At 64.8% G+C, this 16,456-nt stretch carries 15 protein-coding genes; 5 read left to right on the top strand and 10 right to left on the bottom strand.

Annotated features, from left to right (window positions below; genetic code table 11):
* Positions 1–147: 147 nt before the first annotated feature.
* Genes NVV79_RS05620 through NVV79_RS05600 form a run of 5 tightly spaced genes read left to right on the top strand, consistent with a single transcriptional unit; the run spans position 148 to position 4,840 of the window.
* Positions 148–1,020 (top strand): branched-chain amino acid ABC transporter permease, encoded by an 873-nt coding sequence (locus NVV79_RS05620; protein ID WP_303987052.1) that lies wholly within the window; start codon positions 148–150, stop codon positions 1,018–1,020.
* Complete coding sequence (locus NVV79_RS05615; RefSeq protein ID WP_303987050.1) at positions 1,017–1,937, top strand: branched-chain amino acid ABC transporter permease; 921 nt, start codon at positions 1,017–1,019, stop codon at positions 1,935–1,937. The genes NVV79_RS05620 and NVV79_RS05615 overlap by 4 nt, the downstream gene beginning before the upstream one ends.
* Positions 1,934–2,659, top strand: a complete 726-nt coding sequence (locus NVV79_RS05610) for an ABC transporter ATP-binding protein (RefSeq protein WP_303987048.1) — start codon at positions 1,934–1,936, stop codon at positions 2,657–2,659. Before NVV79_RS05615 ends, NVV79_RS05610 begins: the two co-directional genes overlap by 4 nt.
* Positions 2,652–3,392 carry an ABC transporter ATP-binding protein gene (locus NVV79_RS05605; protein WP_303987046.1) on the top strand — a complete coding sequence of 247 codons (741 nt, stop codon included), beginning with the start codon at positions 2,652–2,654 and terminating at the stop codon, positions 3,390–3,392. Before NVV79_RS05610 ends, NVV79_RS05605 begins: the two co-directional genes overlap by 8 nt.
* Positions 3,389–4,840 (top strand): aldehyde dehydrogenase, encoded by a 1,452-nt coding sequence (locus NVV79_RS05600; protein ID WP_303987044.1) that lies wholly within the window; start codon positions 3,389–3,391, stop codon positions 4,838–4,840. The genes NVV79_RS05605 and NVV79_RS05600 overlap by 4 nt, the downstream gene beginning before the upstream one ends.
* 158 nt (positions 4,841–4,998) lie before the next feature.
* Here the strand turns inward: NVV79_RS05600 and NVV79_RS05595 are convergent, their stop codons facing one another.
* The 10 genes from NVV79_RS05595 to NVV79_RS05550 all read right to left on the bottom strand — a co-directional run bounded on the left by NVV79_RS05595 (position 4,999) and on the right by NVV79_RS05550 (position 16,421).
* Positions 4,999–5,814, bottom strand: a complete 816-nt coding sequence (locus NVV79_RS05595) for a CoA ester lyase (protein WP_303987042.1) — start codon at positions 5,812–5,814, stop codon at positions 4,999–5,001.
* The gene (locus tag NVV79_RS05590) at positions 5,811–7,013 is read right to left on the bottom strand and encodes a CaiB/BaiF CoA-transferase family protein (protein WP_303987040.1); all 1,203 of its coding nucleotides are present in this window, start codon (positions 7,011–7,013) and stop codon (positions 5,811–5,813) included. The genes NVV79_RS05595 and NVV79_RS05590 overlap by 4 nt, the downstream gene beginning before the upstream one ends.
* A 129-nt stretch (positions 7,014–7,142) precedes the next feature.
* Positions 7,143–8,201: an ABC transporter ATP-binding protein gene (locus NVV79_RS05585; RefSeq protein ID WP_303987039.1), complete on the bottom strand. Its 1,059-nt coding sequence runs from the start codon at positions 8,199–8,201 to the stop codon at positions 7,143–7,145.
* Positions 8,202–8,219: 18 nt separating this feature from the next.
* The gene (locus tag NVV79_RS05580) at positions 8,220–10,319 is read right to left on the bottom strand and encodes an ADP-ribosylglycohydrolase family protein (RefSeq protein ID WP_303987037.1); all 2,100 of its coding nucleotides are present in this window, start codon (positions 10,317–10,319) and stop codon (positions 8,220–8,222) included.
* 151 nt (positions 10,320–10,470) lie between these two features.
* On the bottom strand, positions 10,471–11,643 hold the full coding sequence (locus tag NVV79_RS05575; RefSeq protein WP_303987035.1) for an ADP-ribosylglycohydrolase family protein: 1,173 nt from the start codon (positions 11,641–11,643) through the stop codon (positions 10,471–10,473).
* Between the two features lie 109 nt (positions 11,644–11,752).
* Positions 11,753–13,177, bottom strand: coding sequence for an extracellular solute-binding protein (locus tag NVV79_RS05570; protein WP_303987033.1), 1,425 nt, complete (start codon positions 13,175–13,177; stop codon positions 11,753–11,755).
* A gap of 256 nt (positions 13,178–13,433) precedes the next feature.
* Entirely contained in the window at positions 13,434–14,333 is a 900-nt protein-coding gene (locus tag NVV79_RS05565; RefSeq protein ID WP_303987031.1) for a carbohydrate ABC transporter permease, read from the bottom strand.
* On the bottom strand, positions 14,333–15,217 hold the full coding sequence (locus NVV79_RS05560) for a sugar ABC transporter permease (protein ID WP_303987029.1): 885 nt from the start codon (positions 15,215–15,217) through the stop codon (positions 14,333–14,335). Before NVV79_RS05560 ends, NVV79_RS05565 begins: the two co-directional genes overlap by 1 nt.
* 149 nt (positions 15,218–15,366) lie before the next feature.
* Positions 15,367–15,543 (bottom strand): hypothetical protein, encoded by a 177-nt coding sequence (locus tag NVV79_RS05555; RefSeq protein ID WP_303987027.1) that lies wholly within the window; start codon positions 15,541–15,543, stop codon positions 15,367–15,369.
* A 5-nt stretch (positions 15,544–15,548) separates the two neighbouring features.
* Complete coding sequence (locus NVV79_RS05550; protein WP_303987025.1) at positions 15,549–16,421, bottom strand: LacI family DNA-binding transcriptional regulator; 873 nt, start codon at positions 16,419–16,421, stop codon at positions 15,549–15,551.
* Positions 16,422–16,456 lie beyond the last annotated feature (35 nt).

The following is a 16,456-nucleotide window of genomic DNA, read 5'->3' as shown; positions in this document are numbered from 1 at the left end:
TCGATCTGCCTCCCTCCCCCTTGCGGGGAGGGAATGAGGGTGGGGGTTGCCTCCGCGCGCTCAGTGCTCGTGGCCCACCCCCACCCCAACCCTCCCCACAAGGGGGAGGGAGTTCTATTGTGCCTGTCCAACCACCGGAGCGCCCATATGCTCTTCAGCGCCATACTCACCGGCCTCGTCCTCGGGGGCACCTATGCCCTCGTGGCCATGGGCCTGACGCTGCAATATGGCGTGGCGCGCATCATGAACCTGGCCTATGGCGATATCATCATCGCGGCCAGCTTCGGCGCCTTCGTGCTGTTCACCGCCCTGGGCATCAATCCGCTGCTCGGCATGCTGATCGTCATTCCCGCCGGCTTCGCGCTGAGCTGGCTGATCTATGCCGTCATGCTGCAGCCATTGGCCCGCCGCTCGCGCGATCGGGGCAGGCTGGAGGGCGATTCCATCCTCGCCACGTTCGGCCTGCTCTTCGTCATCCAGGGCGTGGCTTTGGTGATCTTCGGCTCGGGCTTCATGAGCTACAGTTTCCTCGCCGTGCCGGTCGATATAATGGGCACCACCATCGCCGCCAACAGGCTGCTCGCCTTCGTGCTGGCCGTGGTCTTCGGGCTGGGCCTCTGGCTCATGTTGACGCGCACCCGCTTCGGCACCGTCATCCGCGCCGTCGCCGCCAATCCGGCCTCCGCGCCGCTGGTCGGCATCAATGTCGATTCCGTCGCCCGCTTCGCCTTCGCCATCGGTGGCGCGCTGGCCGCGGCCGGGGGTGTCGTGGTCTCGATGTATCTCACCTTCTCGGCCACGATGGGCGTCATCTTCACCATGAAGGCGCTGATCGTCGTCATCATGGGCGGCGTCGGCAATCTCATGGGCGCGCTGGCCGCCGGGCTCATCCTCGGGCTGGTCGAAACGCTGGTCGCCAGCTTCATCGATCCCGGCCTGACGCTGGCCGCCACCTATCTCATCTTCCTCGCCGTGCTCGTCGTGCGGCCGCAGGGCCTGTTCGGAAAGGCGGCGCGATGATGAAACTGGCTCTCGCCCTCATCGCCCTCGTCGCGCTGGCTTTCGTGCCCGCCTTTGCCGGCCCCTATCCGCTCGGCCTGGGCATCGGCATTCTCGGCTATGGCGTGCTCGCCACGGCCTGGGCCATGTTCTCCGGTCCCACCCGCTATATCTCGCTCGCCACCGTCGCCTTCTTCGGCCTCGGCGCCTACACGGTCGCCGTGTTGGCCGATGTGCTGCCCTATCCGCTGGTGCTTGTTGTCGCGGCCCTTGTCGGCCTCATCGTGGCGCTGATCGTCGGCCTTGCCACTCTGCGCCTCGCCGGCATCTATTTCGTCATCTTCACCTTCGGCCTCACCGAACTGGTGCGCCAGCTCGTCACCTATTACGAGGTCAACGTCACCCGCACCCTGGGCCGCTATGTCTTCCTGCCGCTGGAGCCGGAGCATATCTATTGGCAATTGCTGGCTTTGCTCGCCGCCACGCTCGCCATCGCCTTCTGGGTCCGCCGCTCGCGTATCGGCCTCGCCCTCCGCGTCATCGGCGACGATCCGGTCGTCGCCAGCCATCTCGGCGTGCGCATCACCCGCACCAAGCTGACGCTGTTCTCCATCTCCTGCGTCATCATGACCTTGGCCGGCGCCATCCAGGCGCCACGCTGGACCTATATCGAGCCGTCCATCGTGTTCAATCCGACCACCTCTTTCCTCGTCGTCATCATGGCCCTCTTGGGCGGCCCCAACCGACTCTTCGGCCCGCTGCTCGGCGCTGTGCCGCTCTTCCTGCTGTTCGAATGGCTCTCGGCCAACTTCCCCAACCACTATTCGATCATCCTGGGCCTGCTCTTCATCGCCATCGTCTTCGTGCTGCCCAATGGCGTGCTGGCGGCCGGCGACAGCCTCTGGTCCCGTCTCACCCGCAAGGCGGTGCAGTCATGACCCTGCTGTCCCTCCACAATGTCACCAAGCGCTTCGGCGGCCTCACCGCCGTCAATGGCCTCACCTTCGATCTGGCCGCGGGCGAAACCGTCGGCCTGCTCGGCCCCAACGGCTCGGGCAAGACCACCGCGCTCAACATGATCTCGGGCTATCTGCCGGTCTCGGATGGCGCCATCGCCCTGTCCGGCGACACGATCAGCACGCTCGGCCCCGAGCGCATCGCCCATCGCGGCGTCGCCCGCACCTTCCAGCTCGTTCGCGCCCTGCCCTCCCTCAGCGTCGGCGAGAACGTGCTGGCCGCCCTGGCCTTCCGCAAGGAGCCGGTCTGGGGCAAGGCCGCCGAGGCCCGCATCGGTGCCCTCCTCGCCGATGTGGGCCTGGCCGGCCGCGCCGACCAGCCGGCCGACAGCCTGACCTATATCGATCTGAAACGCATGGAGCTGGCCCGCGCCCTGGCCTCCGATCCGAAACTGCTGCTGCTCGACGAATGGCTGGCCGGCCTCAACCCCACCGAGCTCCGCGCCGGCATCGACCTCATCACCTCGCTCCGCCAGCGCGGCATTACCATCCTGCTCGTGGAACATGTCATGGATGCCGTGCGGGCTCTCTGCTCCCGCTGCGTGGTGATGAATGCCGGCACGAAAATCGCCGATGGCCCCACATCGGAAGTGCTGGCCGATCCTGAAGTCATCCGCGCCTATCTGGGGGAAGACCATGCTTAGCGCCGGCCCCATCTCCCTGCATTACGGCAAGCATCTCGCCCTCGATGATGTCTCCATCACCGTGGCCGATGGCGAAACCGTGGTCGTGCTTGGCGCCAATGGCGCCGGCAAGTCGAGCCTGCTCAAATCTATTGCCGGCCTCGTCCGCCCCGCGCCCGGCGCCGCCATCACCCTTGGCGATGCCAACCTGCTCGGCCGCCCGGCTCACAAATTCCTCGAAGCCGGCATTGCGCTGGTTCCCGAAGGCCGCGGCATTTTCGGTGATTTGACCGTGGCGGAAAATCTCGAACTCGGCGCCTATGTCCGCCATGCCCGCCCGCACGAAGCCCGCCAGCGCGCCCTCGTGCTCGATCTCTTCCCGCGCCTCGGCGAACGGCAGAGCCAGGTCGCGCGCACCATGTCGGGCGGCGAGCAGCAGATGCTCGCCATCGGCCGCGCCCTGATGAGCTGCCCCCGCCTGCTCATGCTGGACGAACCCAGCCTGGGCCTCGCGCCTATCGTCACCTCGGAACTCTTCGCCGCCCTCGGCCGCATCGGCCAGACCGGCATTGCCCTGCTGGTGGTCGAACAGAATGTCAAGGCCAGCCTTGCCATCGCCCAGCGCGGCTACCTTATGGAAGCCGGCCGCATCACCGGATCAGGCACAGCAGATGCCCTGCGTGGCGACGCCGCCGTGCAGCAAGCCTTCCTCGGCGCCGCAGCGCCACCAGTACAAAACGGAGTGTCCCCATGACCGATCTCGGCCTGCTCATCAACAACGAGGAATCCCAAGCCACCGGTGGCGGCACGTTCACCCGCAACAATCCGATCACCGGGGAACTGGCCACCCGCGCCGCCGCCGCGACGGTGGATGACGCTTTGCGCGCCGCCGATGCCGCCGCCGCCGCCTTCCCCCGCTGGAGCAGGACGGCCCCCGCCGCTCGCCGCAAGATCCTGCTCGCCGCCGCCGACCGGCTCGATGCCCGCACGGATGATTTCATCGCCGCCATGGGCGCCGAAACCGGCGCCACAGCAGGCTGGGCCGGCTTCAACGTCATGCTCGCCGCCGAAATGCTGCGCGAAGCTGCGTCGCTGACCACCCAGATAACCGGCGAGATCATCCCGTCCAACCGCCCCGGCTCCACCGCCTATGGCATCCGCCAGGCGGCCGGCGTCGTCCTCTCCATCGCGCCGTGGAATGCCCCGGTCATCCTCGGCGTGCGCTCGCTGGCAACGCCGCTGGCCTGCGGCAATACCGTGGTCTTCAAGTCCAGCGAGATTTGCCCGCGCACCCATCGCCTCATTGCCGACGCCCTGTTCGAAGCTGGCCTGCCGCAAGGCGTGCTCAATGTCGTGTCCAATGCGCCCGAAGATGCGCCCGAACTGGTCGAGGCGCTGATCGGCCACAAGGCGGTGCGCCGGGTCAATTTCACCGGTTCCACCCGCGTCGGCCGCCACATTGCCGAAGTCGCCGCCCGCAATCTCAAGCCCGCTCTGCTCGAACTGGGCGGCAAGGCTCCCTTCGTCGTGCTGGACGATGCCGACCTGGAACAGGCTGTCGCCGCCGCCGCCTTCGGCGCCTATATGAACCAGGGCCAGATCTGCATGTCGACCGAACGCATCGTGGTCGATGAGAAGGTCGCCGACCAGTTCGTCGCCGCGCTCAATGCCAAGGCCGCTTCGCTCAAGGCCGGTGATCCTCGTGAAGGCAATACGCCGCTCGGCTGCCTCGTCGATCTCTCCGCCGCCCAGCGCATCGATGCGCTGATCAAGGATGCGGTGGCCAAGGGCGCCCGCGTCACCGCTGGTGGCGGCATTGACGGCACCATCATGCAGGCCACGGTGGTCGATGGGGTCACGTCAGGCATGAAGCTCTATCGCGACGAATCCTTCGGCCCGGTCGTGGCGGTGATCCGTGTGGGCAGCGTGGATGAAGCCGTGCGCGTCGCCAACGACACCGAATATGGCCTTTCCGCCGCCGTCTTCGGCCGCGACGTCACCCGCGCCATGGGCGTGGCCGCCCGCATCGAATCCGGCATCTGCCACGTCAACGGCCCCACCGTACATGACGAAGCGCAAATGCCCTTCGGCGGCGTCAAGGCCTCCGGCTACGGCCGCTTCGGCGGCAAGGCGGGCATAGCCGAATTCACCGAACTGCGCTGGATCACCGTGCAGGACGGGCCGATTCACTATCCGATCTGAGGATTGCCGCGCTGCCACCCCACCCACCGGGGCGACTCCTCCCCCTTGATGGGGGAGGTTGGGAGGGGGTGGCGTTTGGCCCGGATATCGGGGGTAAACATCCCCCACCCTTGATCTCTCCCCGCAAGGGGGAGGGAGACGACTGAAACGGTTGCGGTCTACCCCAACAGCCTCCGCGCCCGTGCAATCACCGGCGCATCCACCATCTTCCCATCCACCACGAATGCGCCGTCTCCACCTTCCGCCGCTGCCACCACCCGCCGCGCCCAAGCCAGCTCCGCCGCATCCGGCGCAAACCCCGCATTCAGCAGCGGCACCACGGCCGGGTGCACGCAGGCCGCGCCATCGAAACCATGCGCCCGCGCTTCCTTCGCCGCGGCCACGATCCCGTCGCTATCGGCATAATCGGCCGTCGAGCGCAGCAATCCAAACGACAGCACGCCCTCGGCCTTGGCGGCATAATGCACCAGCAGCTTGGGCAGTCGCAGCACATCCGGCGTCGGCGTGCCGCCCATGGCCAGCGCCAGGTCCTCGCCGCCCGTCGCCAGCGCCAGCACGCGCGGCGCCCGCGCGATCAGCCGCGCATCAAGAATAGCCCCGGGGTCCTCCAGCACCGGCACGAAGCTCATGGCCTCGCGCCGCAGCGGCACTTCCAGCTCATGCAGGAACGCCGCCAGTTCAGCGAGGCCCTGCGCGTCGCGCACCTTGGGCACGTAAAGCCCCTCGGCCCCCGCACGGCAGGCCGCCGCCGCATCCTCGCGCGCCAGTTCCCCGGCATTGATCCGCACGAAGACCCGTGCGCCATTGCGGCCCACTGCCTTCACGCTTTCCGCCAGCCCTTCGCGCGCCGTCGCCTTGTGCTCCGGCGGCACCGCATCTTCGAGATCGAGAATGATCGCGTCGGCGCCTCGCTCATGCGCCTTGGCGATGAAGCGTTCCGAATGGGCCGGCACATAGAGCAGCGAGCGGATCATGGCGCGGCCTCGGCGATGGCGTTGGCGTCCAGCCCCGCTTCGCGCAACACCTCCGCATTGTGCTGCCCCAGCTCCGGCGCCGGCAGCCGCCACACCCCGGGCGTGCCAGACATTTTCGGCACGATATCGTGCATGGGCAACGCGCCGAACGTCTCGTCCTCGGCCGAAACGATGATCTCCCGCTGTGCGAAATGCGGGTCGGCCATGGCGTCGGCAATATTGTAGATCGGCCCAACGGTCGCCCCGGCCTGCCGCATCGTCTCCAGTGCCTCATGGCTGTCGCGCGTAGCGAACCACGCCCCGATCGCCTCATCCACCAAAGCCCGGTGCTTCACCCGGTCGGAATTGCTGGCAAAGCGCGGATCGTCATTCATGTCGGCGCGTCCGATAATCTCGAAAATCCGCCGCGCCACCGCCGGCGTCGAGCCGGACAGCGCCAGATATTTGCCGTCCTTGCAGCGATAGACATTGCGCGGTGAGGCGGTGTTGGACGCGCTGCCCGCCCGCTGTTTCACCTTGCCGGTCACCGCATGGATTGCCGCTTCCGGCCCCAGCACCGAGAACATCGGCTCCAGCAGGCTGAGGTCGATCACCTGTCCCCGCGCCGTGCCCGCCTGCCGCGCATAGAGCGCCATCATCGTGGACGAGGCGCCATAGATGCCCGCCACCATGTCGGCCAAAGCCAGCGGCGGCAGTACCGGTTCGCGGTCGGGAAAGCCGGTGCGGTCGGCAAAGCCGCTCATCGCCTCGATCAGCGTGCCGAAGCCGGGATATTGCGCATAGGGTCCGGTCTGCCCGAAGCCTGAAATGCGCACCACGATCAGGTTGGGGTTGCGTTCCAGCAGCTTTTCAGGCGCCAGTCCCATCTTTTCGAGCGTACCCGGCCGGTAATTCTCGATGAAGACATCGGCGGTTTCGACCAGCTTCCACAAGGCGGCCATGGCCGGCGCCTGCCGCAGGTTCAGCATCACCGAGCGCTTGTTGCGGGCATAGGTTTTCCAGAACAGGCTATGCCCGTCATCCTTCCACGCCCGCAGCGGATCACCCTCGGGCGGCTCGATCTTGACCACATCGGCGCCGAAATCGGCCAGTTGCAGGCTGAGCATGTTCCCGGCCATCAGCCGGCTGAGGTCGAGCACACGGATGCCGGTCAGCGGGCCGGTGGCGGCAGGGTCGAAATGCTTGCTGGTGAAGGTCATGGGGCCTCCGAAACCACTGGAGACCTCATGGTGAGCTTGTCGAACCACGAGGTCGGGCGAGTGGAGACTTGGATGCCACGCCCTCGTGGTTCGACAAGCTCACCATGAGGGCTATGAGGAAATCGAGCATCACTTGATCCTGAGCCCCGTGGCCTTGTCGAAGATGAACACCTTGGCCGGATCGATCACCAGGTTGATCGCCGCATCGGGCTCCAGCAGAGCGTGGTCCCGCACCACGACCGAAATATCCTCTTCGCCCACCCGCGCCAGCACTTCCTGTGCATCCCCGGTCGGCTCCACCACCAGCACCGTGGACGGCACGCCCGCCGCCCCCAGCGTGATATGCTGCGGCCGCACGCCATAGACGATCTCGGTGCCATCAGCCACATCCAGCGCCGTGCCCAGCGGCATGGATTGTCCGCCCTTGATGGTCACCGCGTCGCCGCCCGCATAGCGCGCTTCGAACAGGTTGATTTCGGGCGAGCCGATGAACCCCGCGACGAACAGGTTCGCCGGATTATTGTAGAGTTCCAGCGGCGCCCCGGCCTGTTCGATCCGCCCACCATTCAGCACCACGATCTTGTCGGCCATGGTCATGGCCTCGGTCTGGTCATGCGTCACATAGACCATGGTCTTGCCCAGCCGCTGATGCAGCCTTTTGATTTCGCCACGCATCTTGACGCGCAGCTTGGCGTCGAGGTTCGACAGCGGCTCGTCGAACAAAAACGCCCGCGGATTGCGCACAATGGCACGGCCCATGGCCACGCGCTGCCTTTGCCCGCCCGAGAGTTCGCGCGGCAGCCGGTCGAGCAGGTTTTCGAGGCCGAGGATTTCCGCCGCTTCCGCCACCCGCTGCCGGATTTCGGCCTTGGGCGCGCCGGCCAGCCGCAGCGAAAAGCTCATATTGTCGGCGACCTTCATATGCGGATAGAGCGCGTAGCTCTGGAACACCATGGCGATGTCCCGCTCCTTGGCCGGCATGTTGTTGACCACCTTGCCGCCGATAGTGATCTGGCCGGAAGTGATGTCCTCCAGCCCCGCGATCATCCGCAGCAATGTGGACTTGCCGCAGCCCGAAGGCCCGACCAGCACGACGAATTCGCCATCGGCCATTTCGAGCGAAATGTCGCGCAGCACCGTCACATCGCCATAGCGCTTGCCGACCTGCTTGAGTTCGATTTCCGACATGCTGGTCCTCCTTGCGGCTTACGCCGTCTCGACGATCTCGATCCTGCCGACGCTCATCCGCCCGGCCGAAGCCAGCCGAATGCCCGCCATGCCATAGTCATAGGCGCTGTCGCTGGCCGTGATCAGCGCCTTGCCGTCCACGGCAAAGCCGAGCTTGTCCCCCTCAACGCTGAAGGTGAACTGGTAGCTTCTGCCCGTCTCCGCCTTGAACGGCGCGCGGGCCAGCACGGTGCTGCCGAAGTCTTCTTTCATGATCACCACCTCATCGCCCTCGAACCCGGCGGCATAGAAGCGTCCGGTGCCCTGCACCCGCGCCGTCACCAGTTGCGAAATGCCCGACAGCCGCTGGATATCGGCGCTGACAGTCACGTCCCGCGCATAATAATGCCCGGTCCACATATCGGCATCGCCGGAGGCGTGCCCATGAATGCGGCCATTCTGCTTGGTCCAGTGCCCGCGATTATAGGTGAAGCGGGTAATGGCGCCCCATTCCTGCGTCTCGGTCTGGGGTTCGATCACCGTACGCCCCCGTCCCTCGACCTTGAAATCGGCCAGGAACAGCCGCCCGAGGAATTTCAGCCGCCCGAAATATTCGATGGAAATGCCGATCTCGTCGATCGCTTCCACCCCCTCGGGCACGACAAAACTATAATCCTGCCACCCCTCGGCCGACGGCACGTCCCATGCGCCCGTCTCCTCGATGGCCCCGCTCATCGTCCTGCGCACATAGGGCGCCACGCGCAGATTGCCGTCGCCATTCCACGGGTCGAGCCACAGCTTGAAACTGACAGTCTGTCCCGCATCCACCACCGGCGTGAACATCGGTCGATAGCGCTCGTCGTCAAAATCCGTCCGCCGGTAGAACGGCTTCCAGAACACCCGTCCGCCCTGGCCGCGCTCCAGCCGGTCGAGCTGGATTTCCAGCGACCCGCGCGAGCCCTCGACATGCCGCTCGCCCGAATGGCGCAGCGAAATCTGGTTGAAGCCCTCGGTGCGGAAACCATGCGTCGAGCCCGGCAGGTCGAAATCGAAGCGCAGCCCGCGCCGGGTGAAATCCTCCAGCCACAGCGCCGGCACGCCCCGTCCCGCCAGTTGCAGTGCCAGCACCGTCAGTTCCCGCGCAAAGCTGGGGATATCCACGATATTGATCGACCCCACTATGCCCGACGCCACCAGGAAGTCGTTGATCGGTTTGCGATACTTGTCCCAGCCCTCATGCAGCCCCTGGAACGTCGCGACGATGGCCGCTGCATTGCCCGCATTGCAGTCGGTGTCCCAGCCCGCCATGGTGGCGATCTCGGCCGTGCGCGGCAGGTCGCCCTTGCCATAGAGGATGGCCATGATGGTCACCCCGGCATTGGGGATGATGTGGCAGACGCCCGGATAGCGGTCATAGCCCCAGTGTGATGTGAGCATGTCGCGGCAGGCCCGCCAGTCATCGGGATTGGCCTTGTGGAAGTCGATCACCGCCCGGCACACTTTGGCATAAGTCGAACCGGCGTCCACCGTGGCCAGAGCCGTCTCGACGATCTCGTCGATCGACTTGGCCTCGAACGCCGCCGCAATCGCCGCTGCGCAGAAGCGGGCGCCATTGAGCCCGTCGCCATCATGCGCCACGCTCGCAGCCATGGCCGACATCTCCGCCGCCCGCTTGGGATTGCCCGGATTCACCCAGCCCCAGCTATCGATGAAAATCTGCCCGCCGATCTGCTCGGCCACCGTGGTGCCGTTCTGCGCGATCGAGCCCGATTGCGGCGCCGGAATGCCAGCCCGCAAATTGCGATAGGCCGTATGCTCGGTGGAAACCCCGAACCCGCCCCACCAATACATGCCATGCTCCTCGGCGGCATAATTGAGCCAGGTCTTCCCCACATCGGCCGCCGTCGCCTTCAGCCCGTAATCGCGCAGGGCCCGGATGAAATAGACCGGCCCATTGGTGTCGTCGTCGGCGGCGAAATTCTTGAAATCGCGCAGATATTGCGTCACCTCGCCATAGGTCTTCTGGATGCGCTCATAGCTCCAGATGGTCGGCTCCACCGGGGCGCCCAGGCGCACGCCAATGGCCTTGCCGATAAAGCCGGCATAGATCTTTTCGAGGATTTGGATTTCCGAGAGCATGGCTATTCTTTCAGTTCCGATGCGCGGGCGTACCGCGATAGTCCAGAAACCTCATGGTGAGCTTGTCGAACCACGAGGTTGAGCGAGTGGAGGATTGGGGGTGCCACGCCCTCATTGTTCGACAGGCTCACCATGAGGGCTACTGATTCAGTCATTGCCCGACACCGAGCGCGCCAAGCGCATCCCGGCGGGCATCGGCGTCAGCGCGGTCGGCGACGAGAATGGCGATGGCCGTCGCGGCAAACACATCGGCCGAAGCCCTTAGGTCCAGCCGGTTGGCGCTGTCGAGCAGGGCCCGATCCGCGTCGGCGATCACAGCCTCGCCATGCAGCGCCCCCAGGATCGCCCCGGCCATCACCCCAATGGAATCGGTGTCACGTCCCGAATTGATGCCGTCTTCGATGGAGCGTCGGAAATCGCCCGCGTTGAACAGGCAGAAGCCCAAAGCCAGCGGCAGTTCCTCGATGGCCATCAGCCGGCTCGGCCGATAGGCGTCGGTCAGCCGCCCGACCTTTTCGGGCATGTGGTTGACGTCGTCGCCCATGACGGAATAGCGGGCAATGGCCTCGTGGAACGCTTCGCAAACCTTGGCGTGATCGGCCCCTGTACCGCGCAATTGCCGAGCAATCCCGGCAATATCGGCAATGGCCGCGCGCGTGCCGTCCTTGGCCAAAGTCAGCACCGTATTCACCACGGAGTCGATATCGGCCCCTGGCACGAAAGCCGCCGCCACCGCGGCGGCCATCACGCCGGCCGCTTCCAGCCCGTAGCTTTCCTGGTGCCCCGCGGCAAAGGCGATCGCCTCGTCATAAGCCGCCTTGGGGTTGGCGGCATTCACCACGCCGATCGGCGCGATATACATGGCCGCCCCACAATTCACCATATTGCCGATCCCGCCCTGGCGCGGGTCGCAATTGGCCAGTTGGTGGCGCTGGAAAATCCATTTTTCCGGATAGAACAGCCGGTCGATCAGCATCGCCTCGCGCTGCAATTCGGGCACCCAGCGCGGCTTCCAGGCAATTTCGCGCACCATGCCATCGGCCATGTCCCAGGCGTCGAGATGCCGTTTCGCCTCGCCATAGACATCCATCAGCGCCAGCGTCATCAGCGTATCGTCGGTCACGATGCCATTGCCGCGCACCCGCCCGTTCCGCGCCGCCGCGTCGAGGCTCATCTTGTGCCATTCCGTATCGAGCGAAGTCACCCGCCCATAGCGCTGGCGAATGTCGGCTGCCGACAGCTTCTCCACCGGCGCACCGAGCGCATCGCCCAGGGCGATGCCATGCAACATGGCACGAACACGGGATTGGAGGGATTGGGTCATGTTGTTCTCTTCATTCAACTTGTTCACTGAGCTGGAAGCTCAGCGCCTCCCTCCCCATCGGAGGGGAGGGAGGCGGAAGCCACGGGCCCCGCGCCTCCCTCAGTCGTCCTTACTGGAGCACGCTCGCCGCATATTCGGCCATGCGTGTACCACCGGCAGCGTTATACTCGCTGACGAACTGGTCCCATTGGTCGAGGCTCGCTTCCCCGGTCACGAACCGGGCCACCCACGAGCGATAGACCTGCTCGGTGGCGTCCACGTCGGCGGCATAGTCCGACGGCCACACAAAGGCATTGTCGGCCGTGAAGTCGCTCTTGAGGTTGTCCAGCGCCTGCTGCGCCGTGGGCGACAGCAGCGGGGTGGGCGAGGTCCAGTTGGCGGCGTTGAAGAAGCGGGCATACCAGGTCGAAATCTGGTCGGTATAGGTCACCGTCCCGCTGGCATCGGTCGTGTGATGCACGCCTTCAAAGCCCATGCGGTCGATATCTTGGCCTTCCTTGGAAGCCATGAAGTCGAGCACGGCAAAGGCCGCCTCCTTGTTTTCCGACAGCGACGAGATGGTCCAGCCACGCTCTTCCTTGGACACATTGACCGCAGCCAGTCCCTGTCCGCCCGGGCCCGAGGGCACCGGCAGCAGGGCCAGGTCGATTTCCTCGCCCGGATGGGCCTGGCGCATCTTGCCGGTATAGATATCGATGACCTCGGGCGAGGAGCCGAAGATCACGCCGGCCTTGCCGGTGTAGAACTTGTCTTCCTTGACGTCCCAGGTATTGGTCACGAATTCCTTGTCGAACAGGTCCTTGCTGGCCAGTCGTGCATAGAATTCGATCTTTGCCTTTTCGGCATCGGTGACGCGCGCGCTGACCCAGGCGCCATCGGCATCCTTCATCCAGGTGCCGGTCACCCCGAACGCCTGGTTGAACACCGAATCCAGCTCCGACGTATTGCCATAGCCGGTCAGGCCCAGCGTATTGCCGGTCACGCCGTCGCCGTCGAGATCGGCGTCATGGATGGCCTGGAACAGCGCTTCATATTCGTCGACCGTCTTGGGCGGCTCCAGCCCGAGCTGGTCCAGCCAGTCCTGCCGCATCACCGGTTGCGGCGCGCGCGGCGGGTAGACATAGAGCAGGTAGGGATAGTTGGCGAGGCGGTCGACATTGTGCGGCCACAGCGCATCCTTGATATGGGCCGATTGCTCGATCCACGGATTGAGGTCTTCGAGGATTCCCTGTTCGGCCATCTTCTGGTCGCCGCCCTGGAAATACATGATATCAGGGATGTCGCCCGACAACAGCATGACGCCCAGCGCATCGGCATAGCTCGAGCCGGGCAGGTCGACGATCTGGATATCGACATCGGTGCCCTGCGCCTTGAGCGCCGCCTCGATGGCCTCGATTTCCTTGACGTCATCGGGGTTGGTGGTCAGCAGGTCCTTGCTGACCAGCCGCAACGTGGTCTGGGCCATGGCCGGCATGGCCATCGCGCCCAAAGCCGCCATGGCAGTCGTCGCCAGCAGTGCTTTCTTCAAAGTCATTGGTCGTTCCTCCTTGGTTTTTGGTTTTAGTCGTCACCGCTTGCGCGGAATTGGTTGAATTGGTGCCGCCCCCTCATCCGCCCTTCGGGCACCTTCTCCCACGAGGGGAGAAGGGGATGGAGCCGAGAGCCCTCAGTCGGTTCCCTTCTCCCCTCGTGGGAGAAGGTGGATCGGCCGCAGGCCGAGACGGATGAGGGGGTCTTGGCCAGGCTCGCGATTGCCGGGCCATTGCCCACGGAATGTTCGACCAGCAACCTCATCCCTTCAGCGCTCCCGACATCGTGCCCTTGGTGAAGAACTTCAGGATCAGCGGATAGATCGCCAGGATGGGCAGGATGGTGATGAGGATCATCCCGGCCTTGAGCGCGCGGATATTGATCTGCGCCAGGCCCAGATTGTTGTTGACGTTATTGGCGCCCACGATGGCAATCTTGTCGCCCTCGATGACGAATTGCCGGAGCACCACCTGCAAGGGCCACTTGCTCTGGTCGTTGAGGTAGATCATCGCCCGGAAGAACTCGTTCCAGTGCAGCACCAGATAGAACAGCGCGATGGTGGCCAAAGCCGGCTTGGCCAGTGGCAAAACCACCATGAAGAAGGTCTGGAACGGATTGGCCCCGTCCAGCTCCGCCGCTTCCAGCAATTCCTTGGGAATTTCCTCGAAGAACCGGATGAGGATGATCAGGTACCAGGCGCTGATCGCCTTATACATGATGACCGACCAGGGCGTGTTGAGCAGGCCCAGCCGCTTCATCAGGAAATAATCGGGAATGATGCCCGGTTCGAACACGATGGTGATCAGCACCATCAGGAAGATGATGCGCCGCCCCGGCAGGCCCGGCCGCGACATGCCCCAGGCCATCAGTGCGGTGCCGAACACGCCGATGCAGACGCTGGTGGCGGTCATCCACACCGAGTTGAAAATGCCCCGCTGCACATTGGGATGCTGCAGCAGCAACAGCCAGACTTCGGGCGAAAACCCGTCGGGAAAGATCGACAGCCCGGAAAAGCCGGCCACCTTGCTGGGGTCGGTGAAGGACAGCGCCAGCAGGTTCAGCAGCGGCTGCAGGGTGAACACTACCAGCAGCAGCAGCGTCGAGACGATCAGCACATATTCGACCCGCTCGAGCGGGGTGCGGCGCGATTGGCTGGCCATCACCACACCCCCTTGCCGGTCAGCCTTTTGCTGACGAAATGGCTGATCAGCACCAGCGCCATGCCGATGACCGCCTTGAACAGGCCGGCGGCCGTGGCCAGCGCATATTCGCCGGTGCTGAGTCCCATGCGGTAGACATAGGTGTCGATGATATCGATGGTCGACGCATTGACGTCGTTCTGCATGTTGATGACCTGGTTGAGGTCGGCGCTGAGGAACATCCCCATATTGAGGATGAACAGCGTGGCGATGGTCGGCACGATGCCCGGAATGGTGACGTGCCAGATTTTCTGCCAGCGATTGGCGCCGTCCATTTCGGCGGCTTCATAGAGCTGCGGATCGATGGCGAAGATCGCGGCCAGGTACAGCAGGCTGTCCCAGCCCGCCGAGCGCCAGATTTCCGACACCACCAGCACCCAGCGGATCGTGCCGGTATTGGTCATGTAGTTGACCGGCTGGAAGCCCATGGCCTGCCCGATCTGGTTCACCGCGCCATCGGTGGGGGAGAGCAGGGCGATGAACACGCCCGCAATCACCACCCAGCTCAGGAAATGCGGCAGGTAGATCGCCGATTGCACCGCCCCGCGCAGCTTGCTGCTGCGCACTTCGTTGAGCAGCAGGGCCACGATGATCGGCACCGGGAACACGAAGAGGATCTTCATGCCCGAAATGATCAGCGTATTGGCCAGCACCTGGTAGAAGATGGGCGAGGCGAACAGCACCTGGAAGTTCTTCAGCCCCACCCAGATATTGGGCGGAATGATGCGCACCTGCTCGAAGGCCATCTTGGCCTCCCAGATCGGCACGTAATGCCAGATGAAGAAGAAGATCAGCCCCGGCGCCATCATCGCGTAATAGGGCCACCACTGCCGCACCTTTTTCACGCAGGCCGGGCGTCGATGCTAACAGTGTGTTAGCGAATTCGCCCTGTATGCTAACCGTTTCCGAGCCCACAACGGACTCCGAACCTCGTGCGGGAACGTTCCCATCCGCAAGGGCAGTAACGATCCGTTGCTCGTCCTTGGCAACCATGTCAGACCCTCCCTGCCCCCGACACGCGTTGGGGGTTTTGTGCCGAAAGATCGGCGAGTGAGCCTCGCTCTATCAGGCGGCACGGCATGAAGATGCGCCGGTGTTCCGGCTTGTGTTCGATTTCGTCGAAAAGTCCCTCGACCGCCCGCTCGCCGATATCGCGGCCGGGCTTGGCCACCGTGGTCAGCCCCGGCCAGGCGAATTCCCCGAGGGAATGCCGTCAAAGCCCAGTATGGAGACGTCGCGCGGGCAGTCGAGACCGGCTTCGCGCACCGCCATCATGGCGCCCAGCGCCATCATGTCATTGGCGGCAAACACCGAGACATGGCCCACATGCGGCCGTTCCAGCAGCCGGCGCATCGCCACGCGCCCGCCTTCCACCGTATATTCCCCATCCTCGACGGCCAGGATGGCCGGATCGATATCGCGCTCCACGCAATGCTCATGCACCGCGCGCAGGAAGCGCGCCCGCGCCAGGCGCGATTTCGGTCCCAGGATCAGGCTGGGTGCGGGATGGCCCTTGCTGACCAGGTGGTCCAGCCCCAGCCGTACCGCCTGGGTAATGTCCGAGCCCACGCTCGACACATCGGCAAAGCGCTCGGCGCTCGAACCGATGAACACGAAGGGCAGGCCGAACCGGTCCAGGTCGTCGAAATTGTCGGCCACCGGATTGATGATCGCGCCATCGACCCGCGCCTGCCGCAGCGTCCGCAAATGCTGCGCCTCGGCCTCCGGGTCCCAGTCCGACGAAAACACCAGTAGCGACGCGCCGCTTTTCGTCGCCCGATCCTGCGCGCCGCGCGCCACGTCGGCCCAGAACGGGTTGGTGATATCGGGGATGACCAGCCCCAGCATGCCCGAGCGCCCCGAGCGCATCCCCACCGCCAGGTGGTTGCGCTCATAGCCCACGGCCGCGGCGGCCTTCACCACCTTCGCGCGCGTCTCTTCGGTAATGTTGGACGAGCCCGTCAGTGCCCGCGCCGCGGTGCTCTTGGACACCCCGGCACGCTCAGCCACATCGATGATCGTCGGCCGACGATTGCGGCTCTTGCTCATGACTCATCCCTCGACGGACCTTCTACTGGATCCAT

The organism is Devosia ginsengisoli, assembly GCF_024707105.1.
Lineage (GTDB): Bacteria > Pseudomonadota > Alphaproteobacteria > Rhizobiales > Devosiaceae > Devosia > Devosia ginsengisoli_A.
This window is presented reverse-complemented; position numbering and strand designations above follow the sequence as displayed.

Coding starts and splice junctions, on each gene's coding strand:
- NVV79_RS05620 (WP_303987052.1), top strand. CDS start 148: ATGCTCTTCAGCGCCATACTCACCGGCCTCGTCCTCGGGGGCACCTAT.
- NVV79_RS05615 (WP_303987050.1), top strand. CDS start 1,017: ATGATGAAACTGGCTCTCGCCCTCATCGCCCTCGTCGCGCTGGCTTTC.
- NVV79_RS05610 (WP_303987048.1), top strand. CDS start 1,934: ATGACCCTGCTGTCCCTCCACAATGTCACCAAGCGCTTCGGCGGCCTC.
- NVV79_RS05605 (WP_303987046.1), top strand. CDS start 2,652: ATGCTTAGCGCCGGCCCCATCTCCCTGCATTACGGCAAGCATCTCGCC.
- NVV79_RS05600 (WP_303987044.1), top strand. CDS start 3,389: ATGACCGATCTCGGCCTGCTCATCAACAACGAGGAATCCCAAGCCACC.
- NVV79_RS05595 (WP_303987042.1), bottom strand. CDS start 5,814: ATGATCCGCTCGCTGCTCTATGTGCCGGCCCATTCGGAACGCTTCATC.
- NVV79_RS05590 (WP_303987040.1), bottom strand. CDS start 7,013: ATGACCTTCACCAGCAAGCATTTCGACCCTGCCGCCACCGGCCCGCTG.
- NVV79_RS05585 (WP_303987039.1), bottom strand. CDS start 8,201: ATGTCGGAAATCGAACTCAAGCAGGTCGGCAAGCGCTATGGCGATGTG.
- NVV79_RS05580 (WP_303987037.1), bottom strand. CDS start 10,319: ATGCTCTCGGAAATCCAAATCCTCGAAAAGATCTATGCCGGCTTTATC.
- NVV79_RS05575 (WP_303987035.1), bottom strand. CDS start 11,643: ATGACCCAATCCCTCCAATCCCGTGTTCGTGCCATGTTGCATGGCATC.
- NVV79_RS05570 (WP_303987033.1), bottom strand. CDS start 13,177: ATGACTTTGAAGAAAGCACTGCTGGCGACGACTGCCATGGCGGCTTTG.
- NVV79_RS05565 (WP_303987031.1), bottom strand. CDS start 14,333: ATGGCCAGCCAATCGCGCCGCACCCCGCTCGAGCGGGTCGAATATGTG.
- NVV79_RS05550 (WP_303987025.1), bottom strand. CDS start 16,421: ATGAGCAAGAGCCGCAATCGTCGGCCGACGATCATCGATGTGGCTGAG.